The following is a 20,127-nucleotide window of genomic DNA, read 5'->3' as shown; positions in this document are numbered from 1 at the left end:
GGTCGGAGCGTGTCCTACGCAGGTCCGGAACCGGACGACTTCGATGACTTCTACCGCGACGACGACCCGCGGGGCCGCGGCGGGCGCCGGTTCCGTGCCCGCCCGGTGCTGGTCACCTTCGCCGCGCTCGTACCGACGGCGCTCGCGGGGTGGCTGGTGTGGCAGGTCGTGAGCGGCCCGGACGGCAGCGAACCGCCCAAGGTGCTCCCGGCGCCCGCGCAGTCCTCGTCGGCGTCCTCGCCCGCTTCGCCGTCGGACTCGGACGCGAAGGCGCCGAGCCCGTCGCCCGCGAGGTCCACCGCGTCCCCGACGAGGCCGCCCGCCACGCCGAAGGCGCCCACGAAACCGGCGGGCGGCGGCTCGGGACCCCTCAAGGGCAAGGTCGTCGTCATCGACCCGGGTCACAATCCGGGTAACTTTCAGCACCCGGCCGATATCAATCGCACGGTGAACGTCGGCAACGGCACCAAGGAGTGCGACACCACCGGCACCTCCACCGACGGCGGTTACACCGAGGCCCAGTTCACCCTCGACGTGTCGCGCCGCCTGCGCGCCCTGCTCCAACAGCAGGGCGCCACCGTGCTGTTGACGCAGAACGGCGACCGGGCCTTCGGCCCCTGCGTCACCGAGCGCGCCGCGATCGGCAACCAGGCCGGGGCGGACGCCGCGATCTCCGTCCATGCGGACGGTTCCGCCGTCGGCAACCGCGGCTTCCATGTGATCCTTCCCGCATCCGTGCACGCGGGCGCCGCGGACACCCGCCCGATCGTCGCCTCCTCGCGTGACCTCGGCGAGCGGGTCGCGGGCAAGTTCCTCGGGGTCACGGGCGAGCCCCCGTCGAACTACATCGGCGGCGGCACCGGCCTGGACACCCGCAGTGACCTGGGTGGACTCAATCTGTCGCGGGTACCCAAGGTGTTCGTGGAGTGCGGCAACATGAGGGACGCGCAGGACGCGGCCCGGCTGACCTCCGGGGCGTGGCGACAGAAGGCGGCACAGGGCCTGTCCGAGGGAATCGTGAGTTTCCTGCGCGGGTAGCTGTCACCCTGTGGATCTCGGCAGACACCTACAGGACACGGACGATAGTGTCCTCCGTACGATGAGGGGCCACCCCCGCGCTGGCGCCGCCACCTCCTCCGACGACGAGACGACTGACGAAGGACCATGAAGTGAATATCCGCTCCCTCACTCGAGGCGACGGCGTGGTGATCGGAGCAGCGGTGTTGCTGTTCATCGCCTCGTTCCTCGATATCTATTCGTTGGACAACGCACCTGACAGCATCGAGATCCCCAATGCCTGGGGCAGCGGTCCACTGTTGATGAGCGTGGTCCTCGCGGGCATCATCGGTGCGGTTCTCATCGTCGTCGCCCGGGGCCTGCCCCAGCCGCGCAAGCTGGCGGGCCTGGACCTCGGCCAGTTCGGCGTCGCGTGCGCCGTGCTCGCCGCGTGGGCGGCGCTCGGCAACATCTTCGACCCGTCCGGTGGCGCCAACAACTTCGGTGGCGGCGGTGACAGCGCCGACGCCGGTATCGGCGCGATCCTCGCCCTGGTCGCCACCCTGGTCATGGCCGCCGCCGCGCTCGCCACTCCGCTGGTCCCGGCGCTGAAGGCGCCGCTCGTCGGCGCCCCGCGCCCGCAGCAGCCGACGCCCTACGGTCAGCCGCAGGGCGCCTACGGCTACCCGGGCGCCCAGCAGCCCGGCCAGCCCGGCCCCGGCCAGCCCTACGGCGCGCAGCCGGGTCAGCCCGGTCCCGGCCAGCCGTACGGTGCGCAGCAGGGTCAGCCGCAGCAGGCCGCGGCTCCGGCCTCGGGGTCCTCGCAGGCCGGTCAGCCCGCGGCGGACTTCTCGCCGTTCTGGTTCGCCGTGCCGGTGCCGCGTCCGCTGTACGCGGAGGACGGCTCGCCGACGCCGATCGCCGAACTGGCGCCCGGCACCTGGTACCTGGCCGTCGAGCAGCGCGGCCCCGGCCTCGTCGCCCAGACGCAGGACGGCCGTCGCGGCGTCCTCCAGGACACCACGGGCATTCAGCGCGGCTGATCCCCGGCGGTCCTCGAAGGCCCCCCGCCCGTCTTTCGGGTGGGGGGTCTTTCGCGTACAGTCGCCCGGCGGACGTGACTGACAGCACGTCAGACGACGGGGGGGCGCGCATGCGGCTCGGACTCGCACTCGGCTACTGGGGGCGCGGACCCGACCCCGGCCACCTCGAACTCGTACGCGCCGCCGAGGAGTTGGGCTACGACTCGGTGTGGACGTCGGAGTCCTGGGGCAGTGACGCCTTCACCCCGCTGACCTGGTTCGCCGCGCACACGAGCCGCATCCGGCTCGGGACGGCCATCGCGCAGATGGCGGCCCGCTCCCCCACCACGACCGCGATGCACGCCCTCACCCTGGACCATCTCTCCGGTGGGCGGATGCTGCTGGGCCTCGGCCTGTCCGGGCCGCAGGTCGTGGAGGGCTGGTACGGGCGGCCGTTCCCCCGCTCCCCGCTCACGGCGACCCGCGAGTACGTGGACGTCGTGCGGCAGGTGCTGCGCCGCGAGGGGCCCGTCGAGGTCGACGGGCGCTTCCACGCGCACCCCTACCGTGGCGCGGACGGCACCGGGCTCGGCAAGCCGCTCAAGCCGATCACCCATCCCCTGCGCGCCGACCTGCCGGTCCTGCTGGGCGCCGAGGGGCCGAAGAACATCGCGCAGACGACGCGGATCGCGGACGGCTGGCTGCCGCTGTACTGGTCGCCGACCAGGACGGACGCGTACGAGGCGGCGCTGAGCGACGTGCCCGACGGGTTCATGGTCGCGCCGATGGCCCGGGCGAAGGTCTGCGACGACGTCGCCGAGGGGCTGCTGCCCGTCAAGGCCATGCTCGGGTTCTACATCGGCGGCATGGGGCACAGCACCCGCAACTTCCACGCCGACCTCATGGCCCGGATGGGGTACGAGGCTCAGGCCCGGCGCGTCCAGGAGCTGTTCGCCGAGGGGCGGCGCGAGGAGGCGGTGCTCGCGGTGCCGGACGCGTTCGCCGACGAGATCTCGCTCGTGGGGCCGCGCCGGCGTATCGCCGAACGCCTGGAGCTGTGGCGCAAGGGCCCGGTGACGGACCTGCTGCTCCTGTCACCGGACCCTGAGACCCTGCGTGTCCTCGCCGAGCTGAACTCCTAGCGCGATTCCCGGAAGTCCTGAACTCTTACGAACCCTTGGTGAGTTCGGAGGTCGAGGGCACCTTGTCCTTGACCTCGGCGCCCGCGTCCTTGCCCGCGCCCTTGACCTTGTTGATGATGTCGTCGAAGGACGAGGCGACCGAGTCCGTGCCCTCGCCCTTGCGCAGCTTGGCGGGCAGGTCCTTGAGCGCGTCGATGCCCGTGGTGAGCGGGGCGATCGCCTTGGAGAGCGTGGGGTCGCCCTCGGCGTTCTTCTTCGCGGCCTTCAGCCGGTTGTAGGTGAGCGCGCCCGCGAGGCCCGCCTTGACGAGCGCGAACTTGCGTCCGTCGGCACCCTTCTTGAACTTGCCCGCCTTCCACGGCTTGACGATCCACTGGTAGGTGGCACCGGCCGCGACACCCGCGTTGGCCACGAACCGGGTCTTGGCGAGCTTCTGCCGCTCGGCCGTCGAGGAGCTGCTGGGGTCGGCGGTCGTGTTCTTGTCGTCACCGCCGCACGCGGTGGTGCCGGCCAGCAGGGTGCCGCACATGAGGACGGCCACGATCAGGCGTCGGAAGGGAAGGGAAGAGTCGAGCACCTCGGGTACCTCCGGGGCGGGGCGGGGGGGGGCTGCACTCCTGGCAGCCTCACCCGGCTCCACGGGCTGTGCCACCCGGGCGAGCCCGTCCGTGTTTCCCCCCGGAATTCGGGGACATCCGAAGCCTATGTCTGCGAACCGGAACTACCGAGGCACCAGCGAAGCAGGCCGGGTTGTCATGATCATTGCAGACATCCTGGCCCTGATCCTGGGACTGTGGATCCTGATGTACCTGCTGGACGCGAACCGGGGCAACGACCTGGTGCAGTTCGTCCACGACGCGGCGAGCTGGCTGGCCGGCTGGTCGCACGACCTGTTCACCTTCGACGAGGCATGGGCGCGCGTCGTCTGCGGCTACGGCCTCGCGGCGGTCGTCTACCTGTTCATCGGCCACGCGGTCGCGAACCGGCTGCGCCGCCACTGATCCGGGGCTGATCCAGGGCTACGCGCAGCAGTCCGGGGCCACGCCCGACGGGAGCAGGTCGCCGCCGAACACCTGGCAGGTCGCCTCGTCCCCGCCGAGGGCCGCCACGGCGAGCAGGACGGACCCGGCCGTCCATGTCGTGAGCTCCTCGGGCCACACGGCCCGGTCCTCGAAGACGTACCCGGTCCAGTAGAGGCCGGTCCGCGGATCCCGCAGGTGCTGGATGTCCTGAAGGATCGTCAGCGCGCGGTCGGACTCGCCCACCGCCCACAGGGCGAGGGCGAGTTCGGCGCTCTCCCCACCGGTCACCCACGGGTTCGGCACGACGCAGCGCACGCCGAACCCGGGCACGACGAACCGGTCCCAGTCCCGCTCGATCCGCGCCTTCGCCTCGGCCCCGCGCAGGGCGCCGCCGAGCACCGGGTAGTACCAGTCCATGGAGTAGCGGTCCTTGTCGAGGAACCGCTCGGGGTGACGGCCGATCGCGTGCCGCAGCGCGCCGACGGCCAGCTCCCAGTCCGGCTGCGGTTCCTCACGCTGCTCGGCGATGGCGAGCGCGCACCTGAGGGCGTGGTGGATCGACGAACTCCCGGTCAGCAGGGCGTCGCTGACGGGCGTGCCGTCGGCGTCGCGCTTCCAGCCGATCTGGCCGCCGGGCTGCTGGAGCCGCAGGACGAACTCGATCGCCGCGCACACCACGGGCCACATGCGGTCCAGGAACGCGTCGTCGCCGGTGGAGAGGTAGTGGTGCCAGACGCCGACGGCCACGTAGGCGACGAAGTTGGTCTCGCGGCCCCGGTCGGTGATGTCGCCGGGGTCGCCGTCGTGGTAGGCGGCGTACCAGGAGCCGTCCTCGTTCTGGTGGCGGGCGAGCCAGTCGTAGGCGCGCGCCGCGGCCTCGTGCTCGCCGGCGACGTCGAGCGCCATGGCTGTCTCGGTGTGGTCCCACGGGTCGAGGTGGTGGTGGCGGAACCACGGGATGGCGCCGTCGGGACGCTGCACGGCGAGCAGCCCGCGCACCGTGTGCGCGACCTGATCGGCCGTCAGTACGCCGTCGAGTACGAGGAGTTCGGTCCGTTCAGGACTGCTCACGCAGCGGCCCCGCTGGCCCTGGTCGGCAGGTGCGGCTTGGTGGCGTAGGCGACGAAGCTCTTGCCGACGACGGGGTTGAGCAACTGCTCGGCGACGCGGGTCAGGGCGGGCTTCTTCATGATGTCCCAGACCAGGAGCTTGTGGTACGCCTTCACCGGCAGCGCCTTGTCGTTGTCGACGCCGAACGCGCACTTGAGCCACCAGTACGGGGAGTGCAGCGCGTGCGCGTGGTGCGTGCCGTACGGCTTCAGTCCGGCCTCCCGCATCTTGCCGAGGAGTTCGTCGGCCTTGTAGATGCGGATGTGGCCGCCCTCGACCTCGTGGTACGCGTCGGACAGCGCCCAGCACACCTTCTCCGGGCCGTAGCGCGGCACGGTGACGGCGATGCGTCCGCCGGGCTTGAGGACGCGCACCATCTCGGCGAGCACGCCCTTGTCGTCGGGGATGTGCTCCATGACCTCGCTGATGATGACGACGTCGAACGACTCGTCGGGGAAGGGGAGCTGGAGCGCGTCGCCCTCCATCGCGGTGGCCGTGGCGCCCGCCGGGGCCTCGCCTGCCTCCTTCATGGCGGCGAACCACTTGGCGACCTCGGCGATCTCTTCCTTGTTCTGGTCGAGCGCGACGACCTGCGCCCCGCGCCGGTAGCACTCGAAGGCGTGCCGTCCGGCTCCGCACCCGAGGTCGAGGACGCGATCACCCGCGGCGAGCGGGAAGCGGGTGAAGTCGACGGTCAGCACGTGGCCCTGCTTTCCTGAGGAGTTGTCTGGTGAGGTCGTACGCGGACGCCGGGGGCCGCGTCGATGGCCGCGCGGTACAGCTCCGCGGTGCCCTGGGCGGCCCGCGCCCAGGTGAACCGCGCCAGCACGCGGGCGCGGCCGGCGGCGCCGAGGCGGGCGCGCAGGGCGGGGTCGCCGAGCAGCCGGGTCAGGGCGGCGGCCAGCGCGCCCGGGTCGCCGGTGGGCACCGCGAGGCAGGTCTCGCCGTCGGGGCCCGCGACCTCGGGGATCGCGCCGCCGGTGGTGGCGACGAGCGGGGTGGCGGTGGCCATGGCCTCGGCGGCGGGCAGCGAGAACCCCTCGTAGAGGGAGGGCACGCAGGCGACCTGCGCGGAGCGGACGAGGTCCACCAGTTCGCGGTCGCTGATGCCCTTGACGAACCGGACGGCGTCCTGGAGCCCGTAACTCTCGATGGCCTGGGCGACGGGGCCGTCCTCGGCGCGCTTGCCGACGACGACGAGATGCGCCTCGGGCTGCTCGGCCCGCACCTTGGCGAGCGCCTCGACGAGGAAGACGAGCCCCTTGAGGGGGACGTCGGCGCTGGAGGTGGTGACGATTCGGCCGGGGACCTCGGGGACGGCCGGGTCCGGCGAGAAGAGGTCGGTGTCGGCGCCGATGTGGACGACGCTGATGCGGCTCTCGGGGACGCCGAGGTGCTGGACGATCTCGTCGCGCGAGGTGCCGGAGACGGTGAGCACGGACGGCAGGCGGCGCGCGACGCGTTTCTGCATACGGGTGAACGCGTACCAGCGGCGTACCGACATCCGGCGGCGCCAGTGCGCGGCGGCGTCCAGTTCGAGCCGCCGGTCGACGGTGATGGGGTGGTGGATCGTGGTGACCAGCGGGGCGCCGAGGGCGGCGGGGCCGCCGAGCAGCCCGTAGCCGAGGGTCTGGTTGTCGTGGACGACGTCGAACTCGCCGCGCCGGGCCCGCAGGTGCCGCCGGGCGCGCAGGGAGAACGTCAGCGGCTCGGGAAAGCCGCCGGTCCACATGGTGGCGACCTCCAGCGCGTCGATCCAGTCGCGGTACTCCTCGCGCCCCGGCGTGCGGAAGGGGTCGGGGCTGCGGTACAGGTCGAGGCTGGGCAGCTCGGTGAGCAGGGGCCCGGCGGGGCCGCCGCCGTCGAGGACCTCGTCGAGCACGGGGTAGGGCTGGGCGCCGATCACCTCGACGCGGTGGCCGAGCCTGGCCAGCTCACGGGAGAGATGCCGCACGTACACGCCCTGTCCCCCGCAGAACGGATTGCCCTTGTACGTGAGGAGAGCGATGCGCAACGACTCCGCGGTCACTCCAGGCCACCCTTCTCCCTGCTTGCCCGTGGACACTGGACACTACGTGGGGACGCTAATCTAGAACAAGTTTCAGACTTGATCGTTCAATGAGCACCGAATCTACCGGCAGGTAGCCAGGCTGTGACCGGCGGATCGGGTGATTCACGCCACGGCCGGGACCACGGGACACGGAAGCGAACTGATGACAGCTCCGGACGCCAGAAGCTCCGCGCAGGGTGCCCCCGCCCTCACCGAGCGGCAGGAGGCGCGGCGCCGCCGCATCCTGCACGCGAGCGCCCAGCTCGCGGCCCGCGGCGGCTTCGACGCGGTGCAGATGCGCGAGGTCGCCGAGTCGTCCCAGGTGGCTCTCGGCACGCTGTACCGGTACTTCCCGAGCAAGGTCCACCTGTTGGTGGCGACCATGCAGGACCAGTTGCAGCACATGCACACCACGGTCCGCAAGCGTCCGCCGTCCTCGGACTCCCCGGCCGAGCGGGTCGCGGAGACGCTGATCCGGGCCTTCCGGGCGTTGCAGCGCGAGCCGCACCTGGCCGACGCGATGGTCCGCGCCCTGACGTTCGCGGACCGCAGCGTCAGCCCCGAGGTCGACCAGGTCTCCCGGCAGACCACGGCGATCATCCTGGACGCGATGGAGCTCGACGACCCGACGCCCGCACAGCTCTCGGCGGTCCGCGTCATCGAGCACACCTGGCACTCGGCGCTCATCACCTGGCTGTCGGGCCGGGCCTCGATCGCCCAGGTGAAGATCGACATCGAGACCGTCTGCCGGCTCATCGACCTGACCGATCCCGGTCACGACTGACACCTCGGCGGCCTTGGCCAGTTCTGCTCATCCCCAACGGGGAACCCGCCGGTTGAATTGTTCACGCGCTGGGCGGAGCAGCCGGAACGGCCGGTTTTGAGGGGGCAGAAGTGACCCGGGTACTTCTTGTGCACGATTCCTGTCTGATGCGTTCGGCGCTGGCCGAACGCCTCGACAAGGAACCGGATCTGATGGTGCATCACACACCATGGCGCACCGCGCCCAGTAGAGCGAAGGCGCTCGGACCGCAGATCTGCGTGGTCGATCTGGACTGCGACATGCCGTACGGGATACCGCCATTGGGAGAGTTACGGTGCCCGCTGGTGGTGCTCGCCTCCACCAGCAGGCCGGGGCTGCTGCGCCGGGCCGTGGAGGCGCAGGCGCTCGGCTACGTCGACAAGGACAGCCCGGTGGAGCGGCTCCTCGCCGGGATCAGGCAGGCGGCCAAGGGGCAGCGGTACGTGGACGACTCGCTGGGCTTCGGATTCCTGAGGGCCTCTCAGAACCCGCTCACTTTACGGGAGTTAGGGGTGTTGTCGCTGGCCGCGGAGGGCGCCTCGGTCTCCGAGATCGCGCGCAGCCTGCATCTGTCCAACGGCACGGTGCGCAACTACATGGCCGCCATCACCCGCAAGATCGGCGCCCGCAACAGGATCGACGCCATCCGGATCTCCCAGGGCGAGGGCTGGCTGTGACGGGGCGGGCGCGTCCCACGCGCCCGCCAGGTCCCGGTAGAGCGGGGAGAGCGCGAGCAGTTCCCCGTGGCTGCCGCAGGCCGTGCGCGGGCCGTCCAGGACCAGGATGCGGTCGGCGCGGTGCGCGGAGCTGATCCGGTGGGCGATCACCACCAGGGTGCCCCCCGGGCGGGCGGCGAACGCCCGCTCGGCGCGCTCCTCGGCCGCCGGGTCGAGATGACAGGTGGCCTCGTCGAGCAGGGCCAGGGGGGCGGTCGAGAGGTAGGCGCGGGTCAGTGCGACGAGCTGCCGCTCCCCTGCCGACAGGGCCGCCGGGTCCAGCGGGGCGTCGAGGCCGCCGAGCCGGGCGAGCAGCGTGTCGAGGCCGGTCGCGGCGGCGGCCCGGTCGAGCTCGGCGTCGGGCACCGGGTCCTGGCGCAGATAGCCGAGGTTGTCGCGCAGGGTGGCGCTGAAGACGTACGCCTCCTGCGGGATCAGCACCCGCGTTGCAGCCGCCTGCCGGGAACGTGCGGGCAGTCCGCACACCCGGATCTCGCCCGCGCCGGGCACGAGGAGTCCCGCGGCGAGCCCGGCCAGGGTGGACTTGCCGATGCCGCTGGGGCCGACCACGGCGAGGTGGCCGCCCCGGGGGACGGTGAGGGAGAGGCCGTCGAGGACCGGTTCGGCGCCGGGCCCGTAGGCGAAGGTCAGGGCGGACACGTCCAGGGCCGGTGCGGAGGGTTCTGGCGGGGCGTACACGGACTCGTCCGCCGGTGGCGTCCCCCGGCCCGTCTCGGCGGTCAGCCTGCGCAGGACGACGACCAGGCGCGAGCCGCCCGCGCCCAGGCCGTGGACCAGGTTCTGGAGGGCGGGCAGCAGGGACTGGCTGACGTAGGCGAGGGAGCCGACCAGGGCGCCCGCGCTCACCCCGCGGTCCAGGGTCCACGGCGCCGTCACCAGGAGCAGCAGCAGCGGGAGTTGGCCGCCGATGCCGAGGGCGAGCACCCGGGGCACCGCCCACCACGCCAGGGTGCGCGAGGCGCGGTACTGGTGGTCGATGAGTGTGTCGGCGCCGCGTGCCGTCGGCTCCTCCGCGCCCGCCGCCGTGACGTCCCTGAGGCCCGCGCAGACGAGGGCGAGGCGGGCCGAGACGGTCTCGTCGGCGATCAGGAACGCCTCCTGCCCGCGGGAGAGCGGGCGCAGCGTGCCGAGGAACAGGGCGAGCCCGGCGACGAGCGGCGGCGCGACCACGAGCAGCAGCACGGGGGCGAGCGAGAACAGGCCGATCAGGGCGCCGGCGGCGGTGAAGACGAAGGAGCGCGACACCATGATCAGGCCGGCGAAGGTGTCGCGGGCGATCTCCACCTGCTGGGTGAGGCGCGACACCGCTCCCCCGTCGCCGTCCCGCACGCCCCGCTCGACGACCCGCCGCACGAGAAGGTCCCGCAACGGCTCGACGAGCCCGGCCACCGCCCCGTAGACGCGGGCCGTGCCGAGGGCTCCGGCGCCGACGCCGAGGACGGCCACGCCGAGCCAGAGCAGCCCGATGTCCCGGCGTCCGGCGAGGAAGCCGTCGTCGAGGGCGCGGGCGAGGGCCAGGCCGAGCAGGAAGGTCTGCCCCGTCTCCAGGACGGACCAGGCGACGAGCCGGGCGACGGTGGTGCGGCGCCGCAGCAGGAAGCGCAGGCCCCGGCGGTACGTGCCCGGGCGCCGCACGGGGGCCGTGGTCACGCCGCCCCACCGCCCACGGCCTCGGTCTCGGCGCCGCCGCTGTCGCCCGCGAACACCGCCCGGTAATCGGGGTCGCGCCACAGCCGTGCGTGCGGGCCGAGCGCGCGGACGCGTCCACCGTCGAGCCAGGCGACCGTGGAGGCGCGGGCGGCGGTCGTGGCGCGGTGGGCGACGACGAGGCGGGTGGTGCCGGGGGCGTGTCGCAGCAGGGCGGCGGCGATCTCCCGTTCGGTGATCGTGTCGAGGCTGGACAGGGCGTCGTCGAGGACGAGCAGCCGACCGCCGTGCGCGAACGCCCGTGCCAGACCCAGACGTTGGGCCTCGCCGCCGGAGAGGGGGGCGTCGGCGCAGGCGGTGGCGTATCCCTCGGGGAGGCGGCGCACGAAGCCGTCGGCGTGGGCGGCCTCGGCGGCGCGCAGGACCCGTTCCGGGGCGGCATCGGCGGGGCCGAGGCCGATCGTGTCGGCCAGGGTGTCGCCCAGCAGGGTGGGTCGTTCGAAGGCGTAGCCGATCGCGGCGCGGAGTTCGGCGCGGCTCAGTTCGGGCAGCGGGGTGCCGTCGAGGAGGACGGTGCCGTCGTCCGGGTCGGCGAGGCGTCCCGCGATCGCGGCGAGCAGGGATTTGCCCGCGCCGGACACGCCGACCACGGCGAGCGTCTCCCCCGCGGGGACGGTCAGGTCGACGCGGTCGAGGACGGTGCGGCCGTCGCGGCGCGCGGTGACGCCGCGCAGTTCGAGGCGGCCTCCGCCGTCCGGGACACGGGCCTTCCCGTACGGGGGCACGGGCTCGCCCAGGACGTCACCGAGGCGTTGCCCCGCGGCCCGGGTGCGGACCAGGGCCGAGATGTCGCCGACGAGCAGGCCGACGCCGGTGGCGAGGACGGCGTAGCGGGACGCGGCCAGCAACTCTCCGACGGACAGCCGGTGGCGGAGGAGGAGCAGCCCCGCGGTCGCGATCACCGCGATCTGGAGCATGGGGGCGAGGGCCACCGCGCCCGCGCTCGCCCTGCCCTGTACGCGCCACAACCGCATGCCCTGGTGGGCGAGTTCGGGCAGGGGCTCCAGGACACGGGTGGTCTCCCGGTCCGCGGTGCGGGCGGCGGCGATGGTGCGGGCCCCGCCGATCGCCTCGGTGAGCCGGGTCGCGAGGGAGCCCTGGGCGTTCAGGTAGGCGGTGACGCAGTCGGAGGAGGCGCGGGCGAAGGTACGCAGGAGCAGGGCGAGCGCGGGCGCTCCGGCGAGGAACGCGGCGACGAGCCAGGGGTCGATGACGCCGAGCGCGACGAGGGCGCCGACGGGCAGGGCGAGTGTGGCGGCGAGGGCGGCGACGGTCGCGGGGGCGGGCCCGGCCTGCGCGGTGCCGCCGACGAGCCGCGCGACGAGGTCGCCCGCGGGAAACCGTGTGGTGGCGCCGGGTCCGACGGCGAGGACGTGGCGGACGAGGCCCCGGCGCAGCCAGGCCGTGGTGCGGGCGTTGGTGGTGCCGGTGAGGACGTCGACGCAGCAGTCGAGGAGGGTGAGGCCGCCGAGCAGGGCGGCGGTGGTCAGCAGCCAGCGGCCGGTGTCACCGTGGCCGGGGCCGCCCGGCCCGCTCGCATGCGCGGCGAGCAGGGCGTCGACGGTGCGGCCGAGCACATAGGGGAGCAGCAGGCCCACGCCCGCCGAGGCGACGGTGAGCAGGCACAGGGTCAGGCAGCGGCCGGCGCTGTGCCGGGTCGCGGTGCGCAGGAGGGCGTCGCCCGACGTCTTCACGGGGCCTCGCATCCGGGTCGCGCCCAGGGGGGGCGGGGACGGGGACGGGGCCGCCCGAGGGCGGCCCCGCCGTTCATCGGTACCGCACCGCCTTCAGCGGCGCGCAAGGACCGTCACAGACAAAGGATGGTGCTGTTCGAGCTGTGCTTGTCGCAGAGCAGCAGGCTCGCGTTGCTGCCACCGCCACCGCCGCCGGTCATCTCGTCGGCTTCCAGGCTCTGAAGGTCGAGAAGTGCCATGGTGTTTCCTTTCGTCGAGGTCTGTCTCCGTGGGGACGGGATGGTGCGGTTGTGTCACGACTCCGCTGCCGGAGCCGGGTTCGGTGGCCGCCGCAAGGGCGGGAGGAACGGCAGGTGGGCGCCGCGTTCCGGGTCCAGGGCCGCGCCGAGCGCCAGCAGGCACCCCGCCGTTCCGGAGCCGAGGTCCATGGACAGGCGCATCATCTGGTGTCCCGGGAAGGCGAGTTGGTCCTTGTAGGGCATCGACAGCCAGCCCAGGGCGTCGACCTGCGCGGCGAGCCGCGCGTCGGTGGCGCCGGGCGCCGTGGTGCGGGCGAGGTGCAGGATCATTCCGGCGCGGCCCTCGAACAGACCGGGCTGGACGTAGAAGCGGGAGGTCGCCGCGGTGACGACGGACTGCCTGACCCGCTCGATGTCGCGCCCGCCCAGCTCCGCGCCCGGGGCGAGCCGCAGGTAGTCGTCGAGGACCATGCCGATGCCCGCGCTGCCGTCACCCAGGTACGGCATGGTGCGCCAGCCCTCGTCGACCTGGAGACCGCCGTCGGAGGCGATCCGGCACCGGTCGAGATCCAGGTCGAGGGCCTGCCCGGCGAGTTCGAGGTGTTCCCCGGAGCCGGTCCGCTCGTACAGGCGCAGCAGGAGCAGGGCGGGTCCGGTCAGGCCGCGCAGGAGTCCGGCCCGCCGCTTGGAGGTGGACGCGCGGTCCGTGGCGCGTACGTGGGTGATGCGGTCGGCGACGAGGGCCGCGGCCTCCAGGGCACGGTCGGCGAGGTCGCTCTCGCCGGTGGTGCGGGCGAGGTGGTCGAGGACCAGGCCGACCCCGGCGAGGCCGCTGTCGAGTTCGCCGGTGAGCCGCTGCCACTTCTCGCTCAGCAGGCGGTCGACCAGATCGAGGGCGCGTTCCCGGTGGCCGAGCCGGTCCAGGACATAGGCGACCCCGGCGATGCCGTCGTAGAGGCCGAGGGCGGTGCCGGGCGGCACCGGGTCGGTGTGGTCGAGGAGCCAGCGCTCGCCCTGCTCGTAGCGGTCGGCGCCGGTCTCGGCGAAGGCGTGCAGGACCCCGGCGGCGCCGTGGGCGAGGCCGAGGCCGCCGCCGGTGGCGAACTGGGCGACGTCGCCGGGGAAGAGCCGGTCGTCGCGGTCGGGGGTGGCCGAGGCCAGGACGGCGGCGACCATGGAGTCGCGGCTGCGCGGCCAGTCGGCGGGTTCCACGGGCGGGGTCGTGCCGGTCGCTCCCCTCGCCGCGACCGGCACGTCGGGGATCCCGCGGGTGATCTCGGCGACGGCCTCGTCCAGGAACTCCCGTGGCACGGTGGGGAATTCGGCGGCGATGATCCCGGCCAGGTGGGCCGCCTTGCGCCGGTCCACGACGAACAGGGTCGTCACGGGCAGGAACAGGGCGATCCGCAGGCATGCGAGGGCGTAGCGGTCGATGTCGGTGCCGGTGCGGTCGAACGGCGCCCAGAAGCCGGGGTGGGCCAGCATCTGGCCGCCCTCCTCCTCGACGCGGGTGGCGGCCTCGAAGTCGATGAGGGTGACGGTCTCCTCGTCGCCCTCGGCGGAGCCGACCATGATGTTGAACAGGTGCAGGTCGTTGAAGACGATGCCGCGTTCGTGGACGGCGGCGACCGCCTTCTCGACGGCGGCGTTGATGCGCAGCACCCAGGCCGCGTAGTCGGCGACGGCCGCCGGGTCGGGGTCGGGTGCGAGCAGCGGGTGACGCTCGGCGAAGAAGGCGTTGAGGGGGCGTCCCGCCACGTGGTCCATGACCAGGAAGCGGTGGTCGCCGATGAGGAACCAGTCGCGTACCTCGGGGGCGACGCCGAGCCCGGACAGGCGTTCCAGGGCGGCCTTCTCGCGTTCCAGGCGGGCGATGGCGTCGGCCCCGTCGGCGGCCAGGCCGGCGTGCGGGCGGCCCTCCTTGAGGACGACGGTGCGGCCGTCGCGGGTGTCGACACCGCGGTAGACGCCGCCTCCGTTGGAGAAGTGCAGGGCCTTCTCGAAGCGGTAGGGCAGGTCGGTGACGGTCGTGGCGTTGCGGGCGTCGACGTGAGGTTTGAGGAAGTCCGGCAGGGGAACCCAGTCGGGGACCTGGAAGGCCGGGTCCCGTTTGTCGGGCACCAGGCGGCCCTCGCCGTCCTCGATGGCGGTGACGAGTGCGCCGCGTTCATTCGCGACGAGTCGGCGGGAAAAGGCGCCGTACCGCACATAGAGCGGTCCTTCGCCCCAGCGGAGGTCGGTGAGAATGTACGGGCCGTCGAGGCCGCGCAGCAGTTCTCCCAACTCCTCAAGTATTCGGTGACATCGTTCCTCGTCGGCCGGGTAGATGGTGACGAACTTCCCGCTCGTGTCCCGGCTCGCGTATTTCGCGTTCCGCAGATGAAGAAGGTGCGGTGCCGGGACGAATTTGAAGGGGATGCCGCGCGGTACGCAGTAGTCCCAGACGACGGAGGCGACCTTCTCCGCGTTCTCCCGGGTGGCGGTCGCGTGTATCTTCCAGCCTTGTCCGGGGCCCAGGCGGGGTGTGCCGTCGTCGTCGAGCGGGGTCAGGTTCAGCCATTCCCCGTTGGTGTCGCTGCGCCATCCGTCCGGGACGGGGCGGCGTGCCGTGTCGAACTCGGGCAGGGCCCGCGCTTTCCCGTCGGCGGAGATCCGCTCGGGTGTCTCGTAGAAATACGGATCGGCAAGGGCGTAGACCTCGTACCGCTTGTCCATGGCGTAGGTCGCCCTCCTCGACATCCCGTTGTCGGACGGCAACGAGATTCGCATGCGGCCAAGAGGGCGGACAGTCACAACTGTCATCAGAAAACAGTGCGGAACGCACGAGGAAAGTAATGTTCGCCTTGTTCGAGTTCACGCTTTCGACATGTTCGCCCGCTTGCGTCCACGAGCGGAACGGGGCCGCCGCCGCGGTCGGCGGCGGTCCCCGCTGGTCATTCCTCGGGCGGGAAGACCGGCTCGCCGCCGTCGGCCAGGGTGATCGCGATGGCCTCGACGGGGCAGCCCTCGGCCGCCGCGAGGACGTTCTCGTTCGCGTCCGTCTCCGGGTCCTCGGGGTGGGACTGCCGGGCCGTGTCGAGGCGGAACGCGCCGGGTGCGTGATGCAGGCACATGCCCGACCCGATGCAGACGCCCCGGTCGACCTCCACGTGCCACCGGTCGCCCATGCTCAGCTCTCCCCGGGTGCGTAGCCGGCGGGCAGGTGGATCATCTTGTGCTCCAGGTACGCGCTGTATCCCTCGGGCCCGAACTCCCGTCCCAGGCCGCTGTTCTTGTAGCCGCCGAAGGGGCCGAGCATGTCGAGGCTGAAGGTGTTCACGTTGTACGTGCCCGTGCGCACCTGCCGGGCGATGTCCACGCCGTGTGCGACGTCGGCGGTCCACACGCTGCCGCTGAGCCCGTAGTCGGAGTCGTTCGCGATCCGTACGGCCTCGCTCTCGTCGCCGTAGGGGAGGAGGCAGATGACCGGGCCGAAGATCTCCTCGCGGGCGACGCGCATGCCGTTGTGGACGTCGCCGAAGAGGGTCGGCTCGACGTACCAGCCGTGTTCGAGCCCTGCCGCGGTGGGCGCGCCGCCCCCGGTCAGCACCTTGGCGCCCTCCTCCTGGCCGATGCGGATGTAGTCGAGGTTGCGCTGCTGCTGGCGCCGGGCGACGAGCGGGCCGACCTGGGTCGCCGGGTCCAGCGGGTCGCCGACGACGAGTGCGGCGGCGGCGGCCGTGAACGCCTCGGCGAACTCGTCGTAGCGGGAGCGGGGCAGCAGGATGCGGGTCTGGGCGACGCAGGCCTGCCCGTTGTTCATCCAGGCGGCGGGCACGACGCCCGCGACGGTCGACTCGACGTCGGCGTCGGGCAGGACCACGGCGGCCGACTTGCCACCCAACTCCAGCGTCACGCGCGTCAGGTGACGGGCCGCCACCTCCATGACGCGTTTGCCCGCGCCGACCGATCCGGTGAAGGAGATCTTGTCGATGCCCGGATGCCCGACCAGGTACTCGCTCACCTCGCGGCCGGCGGGAAGGATGGAGAGCACCCCCTCGGGCAGCCCGGCCTCCTTGGCGATCTCGCCGAGGACGTACGCGTCGAGGGGTGACTCCGGTGACGGCTTGAGGACGACGGTGCAGCCGGCGAGGAGAGCTGGGGCGAGCTTGGCCGCGGCCACGAACTGGGGCACGTTCCACGGCACGACGGCCGCGACGACCCCCACCGGCTCGCGCCGCACCAGCAGCTTCCCGAGCGCGCCGTCACGGGTCTCCTCGTGGGTGAAGCCGCGGGCGACGTTGATCGCGCAGTCCCACACCATCATCGCGCCGAGGGCCTGGGCGAGCACCGACCACGAGTAGGGGGAGCCGTTCTCCTGGGAGATGATCCGCGCGATCTCCTCGTGGCGCGCGGCGACGGCGTCCTTGATGCGGCCGACGACGGTGATCCGCTCGTCGAGGCTCATCCGCGGCCAGGGGCCCTCGTCGAAGGCCCGGCGGGCGGCGGCGACGGCGCGGTCCACGTCGGCGGGCGCGGCGTGCGGCACCCGTCCGAAGACCTCGCCGGTGTGCGGGGAGACGACCTCGATGACGTCCTTGCCGAGGGGATCGGTCAGCTCCCCGCCGATGAACAGTTGTCCGTGTTCCACGAGCTCGGTCATGGCGACTTCCGCTTCCGTGACGGTTTCTGACGATGTATCAGAACTGATACCAGTCCCGGTGGTGATGCGGAAGGGTGACGGCGGCGGCCGGGAAGGTCGGCTCGGGCGACCATTGAAACAAGTTCTACATGTTCCATTAGAGTGACCGGAGTTCGGCGCGCGGGACAGGCGCTCCGGCGGCGGAGAGGCGAGCCCATGGCAGAGACGTCGGAGACGGCAGCGGCGACGCGGGTGACCGACCACGGCGGAGGCGTCCACAGCATCCGCGTGCCCATCCCCGACAACCCGCTCGGCCACACCCTCATCCACCTCCTGGACACCGACGCGGGACCGGTCCTCATCGACACCGGCTGGGACGACCCCACCTCCTGGACCGCGCTGACCTCCGGCCTCGCCGCCTGCGGCACCGCGGTCACCGACCTCACCGGCGTCCTCATCACCCACCACCACCCCGACCACCACGGCCTCTCGGCGAAGGTCCGCGAGGCGTCCGGGGCGTGGATCGCCATGCACGAGGCCGACGCGGCGGTGGTGCGCCGCACCCGCGAGAGCCCGCCCGCGCGCTGGTACGCGTACATGGCCGCCAAACTGCTCGCGGCCGGGGCGCCCGAGGAGCACGTCGCGCCGCTGCTCGCTGCGGCGGAGGCGGGCCGCCCGCGCCGCCTGCCCGGGCTCGACGCGGCCCTGCCCGACCGCACCGTCACCCCCGGCGACCTCCTCGACCTGCCGGGCCGCAGGCTCCGCGCGATCTGGACCCCCGGCCACACCCCCGGCCACCTCTGCCTGCACCTGGAGGAGGACCACCCCGCGGGCCTGCCCGGCAACGGCCGCCTCTTCTCCGGCGACCACGTACTGCCCGGCATCACCCCGCACATCGGCCTCTACGAGGACCCGGCCGTCGAGGAGGGCTCCACCGACCCGCTCGGCGACTACCTCGACTCCTTGGAACGCGTCGGCCGTCTCGCCCCCGCCGAAGTGCTCCCCGCCCATCAGCATCCCTTCACCGACGCGCCCGGCCGCGTACGGGAGTTGCTGGAGCACCACGAGTCCCGCCTCACCGACCTGCACGCCCTGCTGGCCACCCCGCTCACGCCCTGGCAGCTCGCCGAGCGCATGGAGTGGAACCGCCCCTGGGCCGACATCCCCTACGGCTCACGCACCATCGCGGTCTCCGAGGCGGAGGCGCACCTGCGCAGACTGGTGAAGCTGGGCCGGGCGGAGGCGGTGGCGGGCAGCGATCCGGTGGCGTACGCGGCGGTTTCCTGACGTAGCCAGCGGGCCCCTGACCGGGGGCGGATCTTTGCCGCGCGTGGATGGTCGGCGCGAGGCCGCAGGCGTAGGGTCTGGCCCTCAAGGGCTCATGTGAGCTGGAACGACAAGGGGGCGGCCGCCGATGGCGCCGGACGAGGCTGTGGTCGGCTGTACGGGGGAACTGGTCGTCGGCACGCGTGGGGCCGGTGGGCCGGGTGAGGTGCTGGTGCGGATCAGGGGCGGCACGGAGACGTTCATCGCGTACTCCGACGAGCCGCTGACGCGGGGCGTGACCGTGCTGGTCACGGAGTCCCTCGGGCACCGGCAGGTCACCGTCATGGCGTGGGGCGACCCCCTGATCGGCGACCTGGGCGGCACCCGCTAAGGAGACTTCAGGCATGTTCGGATATCGCGTTCCCGCACCCGACGAGGCGATGCTGATCTCGGGCGGCAGGCGGGGACTTGGGGGAGCGCCGTTCCGCGTCGTCACCGGGCACGGGAAGTTCGTCCTGCCCGTGTTCCGCAAGACCCGTTTCCTCTCCCTCGCCATGAGCGAGGCGGAGGTGGTGGAGAAGTGCGTGACCCGGCAGGGCATAGCCCTGACCGTGCGCGCCGTCATCGCCTTCAAGGTCGGCAACGACCAGGAGTCGATCGTCAACGCCGGTCAGCGCTTCCTCTCCGACCAGGACCAGATGTCGGTCCTCACCGGGCGGATCTTCGCCGGTCACCTGCGGTCCATCATCGGTTCGATGACCGTCGAGGAGATCGTCACCGAACGGCAGAAACTCGCCACCGAGGTGCTCGACACGTCGAAGGCCGAGATGGCCAAGATCGGCCTGCACGTCGACTCGCTCCAGATCCAGTCCATCGACGACGGCAGCACCGGGTACATCGAGGCCATGTCGCAGCCGCACAAGGCCAACATCCGGCGAGCCGCGCAGATCGCCCAGGCGCAGGCCACGCAGGCGTCCGCGGAGGCGGAGCAGGCAGCCGCCCGCAAACAGGCCGAGTTCGCGCGGCAGACCGCGATCGTGCAGGCCGAGTACAGCGCCGAGGTGGACCGCGCCAAGGCGCAGGCCGAGCAGGCCGGGCCGCTCGCGCTGGCCCGCGCCCAGCAGGAAGTGCTGGCCGCGCAGACCGAACTCGCGCTCAAGCGGGCCGAGTTGCGGGAGAAGCAGCTCATCGCCGAGATCGTGAAACCGGCCCAGGCGGACGCGGAGCGCATCCGGGTCCTCGCGCTGGCCGAGGCCGAGCGCATGAAGATCCAGGCGGAGGCCGCGGCCTCCTACGACCGGGTCGCGCTCGACCGCATGCTCATCGACCAGCTCCCCCAGATCGTGAAGGAGGCGTCCGCGGGCCTCGCCGGGGCCAACGTGAACGTCCTCAACGGCGCGGACGGCCTCGGCGAGATCGCGGCCGGTCTCGTCGGGCAGGGCCTGACGATCCTCGACTCGGTCCGCAAGAACCTGAGCGGCCAGGAGGGCACGGCGGCGCCGGGCGCGGTGATGGAACGCTATCTGGGCGAGCGGGCGCCCCGCACGGACGACGACGGCCCGGTCGACGTCCGCTGACACCTTCGCCGGGGCGGGGCGGGCGTTGTGTCCGGGGTGACCTTGTCGACGCGGGTTGGGGGTCCTCCCCGGGGGCTCGGGGCGGATGCGGAGCCCCTCGCCGGGGGGGCGCGCGTCCTCCCCGGGGGCTCGGGGCGGATGC

18 protein-coding genes and 1 pseudogene are annotated in these 20,127 nt (G+C 72.5%); 9 read left to right on the top strand and 10 right to left on the bottom strand.

The genetic code is table 11. The features are described from left to right. Positions 1 to 9 precede the first annotated feature (9 nt). The 3 genes from ACIRF8_RS05840 (at position 10) to ACIRF8_RS05830 (ending at position 3,160) form a co-directional block, all read left to right on the top strand. Positions 10 to 1,038, top strand: a complete 1,029-nt coding sequence (locus tag ACIRF8_RS05840; RefSeq protein WP_404211212.1) for an N-acetylmuramoyl-L-alanine amidase — start codon at positions 10 to 12, stop codon at positions 1,036 to 1,038. 131 nt (positions 1,039 to 1,169) lie between these two features. After that, entirely contained in the window at positions 1,170 to 2,039 is an 870-nt protein-coding gene (locus ACIRF8_RS05835) for a hypothetical protein (RefSeq protein WP_404211210.1), read from the top strand. 110 nt (positions 2,040 to 2,149) lie between these two features. Next, the gene (locus tag ACIRF8_RS05830) at positions 2,150 to 3,160 is read left to right on the top strand and encodes an LLM class F420-dependent oxidoreductase (protein ID WP_404211208.1); all 1,011 of its coding nucleotides are present in this window, start codon (positions 2,150 to 2,152) and stop codon (positions 3,158 to 3,160) included. Between the two features lie 25 nt (positions 3,161 to 3,185). Here the strand turns inward: ACIRF8_RS05830 and ACIRF8_RS05825 are convergent, their stop codons facing one another. Beyond that, positions 3,186 to 3,689 carry a hypothetical protein gene (locus ACIRF8_RS05825; protein ID WP_404212301.1) on the bottom strand — a complete coding sequence of 168 codons (504 nt, stop codon included), beginning with the start codon at positions 3,687 to 3,689 and terminating at the stop codon, positions 3,186 to 3,188. A 175-nt stretch (positions 3,690 to 3,864) separates the two neighbouring features. On the opposite strand from ACIRF8_RS05825, the gene ACIRF8_RS05820 reads away from it, so the two are divergent. After that, positions 3,865 to 4,161, top strand: coding sequence for a hypothetical protein (locus tag ACIRF8_RS05820; RefSeq protein ID WP_404211206.1), 297 nt, complete (start codon positions 3,865 to 3,867; stop codon positions 4,159 to 4,161). An 18-nt stretch (positions 4,162 to 4,179) separates the two neighbouring features. Here the strand turns inward: ACIRF8_RS05820 and ACIRF8_RS05815 are convergent, their stop codons facing one another. The 3 genes from ACIRF8_RS05815 to ACIRF8_RS05805 are packed head-to-tail and all read right to left on the bottom strand — an operon-like array spanning position 4,180 to position 7,321. Further along, positions 4,180 to 5,253 (bottom strand): prenyltransferase, encoded by a 1,074-nt coding sequence (locus tag ACIRF8_RS05815; protein ID WP_404211204.1) that lies wholly within the window; start codon positions 5,251 to 5,253, stop codon positions 4,180 to 4,182. After that, complete coding sequence (locus tag ACIRF8_RS05810) at positions 5,250 to 5,993, bottom strand: class I SAM-dependent methyltransferase (RefSeq protein WP_404211203.1); 744 nt, start codon at positions 5,991 to 5,993, stop codon at positions 5,250 to 5,252. Before ACIRF8_RS05810 ends, ACIRF8_RS05815 begins: the two co-directional genes overlap by 4 nt. Continuing rightward, complete coding sequence (locus tag ACIRF8_RS05805; RefSeq protein WP_404211201.1) at positions 5,987 to 7,321, bottom strand: glycosyltransferase family 4 protein; 1,335 nt, start codon at positions 7,319 to 7,321, stop codon at positions 5,987 to 5,989. The genes ACIRF8_RS05810 and ACIRF8_RS05805 overlap by 7 nt, the downstream gene beginning before the upstream one ends. A 184-nt stretch (positions 7,322 to 7,505) precedes the next feature. Between ACIRF8_RS05805 and ACIRF8_RS05800 the strand changes: the two genes are divergently transcribed. Beyond that, on the top strand, positions 7,506 to 8,126 hold the full coding sequence (locus tag ACIRF8_RS05800; protein WP_404211199.1) for a TetR family transcriptional regulator: 621 nt from the start codon (positions 7,506 to 7,508) through the stop codon (positions 8,124 to 8,126). A gap of 146 nt (positions 8,127 to 8,272) precedes the next feature. Beyond that, a pseudogene (locus ACIRF8_RS05795) lies at positions 8,273 to 8,737 on the top strand (LuxR C-terminal-related transcriptional regulator); the annotation flags it as partial. Here the strand turns inward: ACIRF8_RS05795 and ACIRF8_RS05790 are convergent. The 6 genes from ACIRF8_RS05790 to ACIRF8_RS05765 all read right to left on the bottom strand — a co-directional run bounded on the left by ACIRF8_RS05790 (position 8,651) and on the right by ACIRF8_RS05765 (position 17,163). After that, a complete protein-coding gene (locus ACIRF8_RS05790; RefSeq protein WP_404211198.1) occupies positions 8,651 to 10,531 on the bottom strand; it encodes an ATP-binding cassette domain-containing protein in 1,881 nt (626 codons plus the stop codon). The pseudogene ACIRF8_RS05795 and the gene ACIRF8_RS05790 overlap by 87 nt on opposite strands. Beyond that, positions 10,528 to 12,294 (bottom strand): ABC transporter ATP-binding protein, encoded by a 1,767-nt coding sequence (locus tag ACIRF8_RS05785; protein ID WP_404211196.1) that lies wholly within the window; start codon positions 12,292 to 12,294, stop codon positions 10,528 to 10,530. The genes ACIRF8_RS05790 and ACIRF8_RS05785 overlap by 4 nt, the downstream gene beginning before the upstream one ends. A gap of 101 nt (positions 12,295 to 12,395) precedes the next feature. After that, complete coding sequence (locus ACIRF8_RS05780; RefSeq protein ID WP_404211194.1) at positions 12,396 to 12,521, bottom strand: SapB/AmfS family lanthipeptide; 126 nt, start codon at positions 12,519 to 12,521, stop codon at positions 12,396 to 12,398. A gap of 54 nt (positions 12,522 to 12,575) precedes the next feature. After that, positions 12,576 to 15,236, bottom strand: a complete 2,661-nt coding sequence (gene lanKC / locus ACIRF8_RS05775) for a class III lanthionine synthetase LanKC (RefSeq protein WP_404212299.1) — start codon at positions 15,234 to 15,236, stop codon at positions 12,576 to 12,578. Between the two features lie 218 nt (positions 15,237 to 15,454). Continuing rightward, positions 15,455 to 15,688 carry a ferredoxin gene (locus ACIRF8_RS05770; RefSeq protein ID WP_404211192.1) on the bottom strand — a complete coding sequence of 78 codons (234 nt, stop codon included), beginning with the start codon at positions 15,686 to 15,688 and terminating at the stop codon, positions 15,455 to 15,457. A 2-nt stretch (positions 15,689 to 15,690) separates the two neighbouring features. Beyond that, entirely contained in the window at positions 15,691 to 17,163 is a 1,473-nt protein-coding gene (locus tag ACIRF8_RS05765; protein ID WP_404211190.1) for an aldehyde dehydrogenase, read from the bottom strand. Between the two features lie 195 nt (positions 17,164 to 17,358). Between ACIRF8_RS05765 and ACIRF8_RS05760 the strand changes: the two genes are divergently transcribed. The 3 genes from ACIRF8_RS05760 to ACIRF8_RS05750 all read left to right on the top strand — a co-directional run bounded on the left by ACIRF8_RS05760 (position 17,359) and on the right by ACIRF8_RS05750 (position 19,985). Beyond that, complete coding sequence (locus tag ACIRF8_RS05760) at positions 17,359 to 18,429, top strand: MBL fold metallo-hydrolase (protein WP_404211188.1); 1,071 nt, start codon at positions 17,359 to 17,361, stop codon at positions 18,427 to 18,429. Between the two features lie 127 nt (positions 18,430 to 18,556). After that, a complete protein-coding gene (locus tag ACIRF8_RS05755) occupies positions 18,557 to 18,799 on the top strand; it encodes a hypothetical protein (RefSeq protein WP_404211186.1) in 243 nt (80 codons plus the stop codon). A 13-nt stretch (positions 18,800 to 18,812) separates the two neighbouring features. Continuing rightward, positions 18,813 to 19,985 (top strand): flotillin family protein, encoded by a 1,173-nt coding sequence (locus ACIRF8_RS05750; RefSeq protein ID WP_404211184.1) that lies wholly within the window; start codon positions 18,813 to 18,815, stop codon positions 19,983 to 19,985. Positions 19,986 to 20,127 lie beyond the last annotated feature (142 nt).

Origin of the sequence: Streptomyces sp. NPDC102406 (genome assembly GCF_044765725.1) — a bacterium.
In the GTDB taxonomy this organism is placed as follows: Bacteria; Actinomycetota; Actinomycetes; order Streptomycetales; family Streptomycetaceae; genus Streptomyces.
The sequence above is the reverse complement of the archived record's forward strand: the minus strand, read 5'-3'. Positions and strand labels throughout refer to the sequence as shown.

What these genes read in the sequence shown, in the direction of transcription:
- ACIRF8_RS05755 (WP_404211186.1), top strand. Translation starts at nt 18,557, where the DNA reads ATGGCGCCGGACGAGGCTGTGGTCGGCTGTACGGGGGAACTGGTCGTC.
- lanKC (WP_404212299.1), bottom strand. Translation starts at nt 15,236, where the DNA reads ATGGACAAGCGGTACGAGGTCTACGCCCTTGCCGATCCGTATTTCTAC.
- ACIRF8_RS05780 (WP_404211194.1), bottom strand. Translation starts at nt 12,521, where the DNA reads ATGGCACTTCTCGACCTTCAGAGCCTGGAAGCCGACGAGATGACCGGC.
- ACIRF8_RS05785 (WP_404211196.1), bottom strand. Translation starts at nt 12,294, where the DNA reads ATGCGAGGCCCCGTGAAGACGTCGGGCGACGCCCTCCTGCGCACCGCG.
- ACIRF8_RS05770 (WP_404211192.1), bottom strand. Translation starts at nt 15,688, where the DNA reads ATGGGCGACCGGTGGCACGTGGAGGTCGACCGGGGCGTCTGCATCGGG.
- ACIRF8_RS05760 (WP_404211188.1), top strand. Translation starts at nt 17,359, where the DNA reads ATGGCAGAGACGTCGGAGACGGCAGCGGCGACGCGGGTGACCGACCAC.
- ACIRF8_RS05830 (WP_404211208.1), top strand. Translation starts at nt 2,150, where the DNA reads ATGCGGCTCGGACTCGCACTCGGCTACTGGGGGCGCGGACCCGACCCC.
- ACIRF8_RS05820 (WP_404211206.1), top strand. Translation starts at nt 3,865, where the DNA reads ATGTCTGCGAACCGGAACTACCGAGGCACCAGCGAAGCAGGCCGGGTT.
- ACIRF8_RS05750 (WP_404211184.1), top strand. Translation starts at nt 18,813, where the DNA reads ATGTTCGGATATCGCGTTCCCGCACCCGACGAGGCGATGCTGATCTCG.
- ACIRF8_RS05765 (WP_404211190.1), bottom strand. Translation starts at nt 17,163, where the DNA reads ATGACCGAGCTCGTGGAACACGGACAACTGTTCATCGGCGGGGAGCTG.
- ACIRF8_RS05825 (WP_404212301.1), bottom strand. Translation starts at nt 3,689, where the DNA reads ATGTGCGGCACCCTGCTGGCCGGCACCACCGCGTGCGGCGGTGACGAC.
- ACIRF8_RS05800 (WP_404211199.1), top strand. Translation starts at nt 7,506, where the DNA reads ATGACAGCTCCGGACGCCAGAAGCTCCGCGCAGGGTGCCCCCGCCCTC.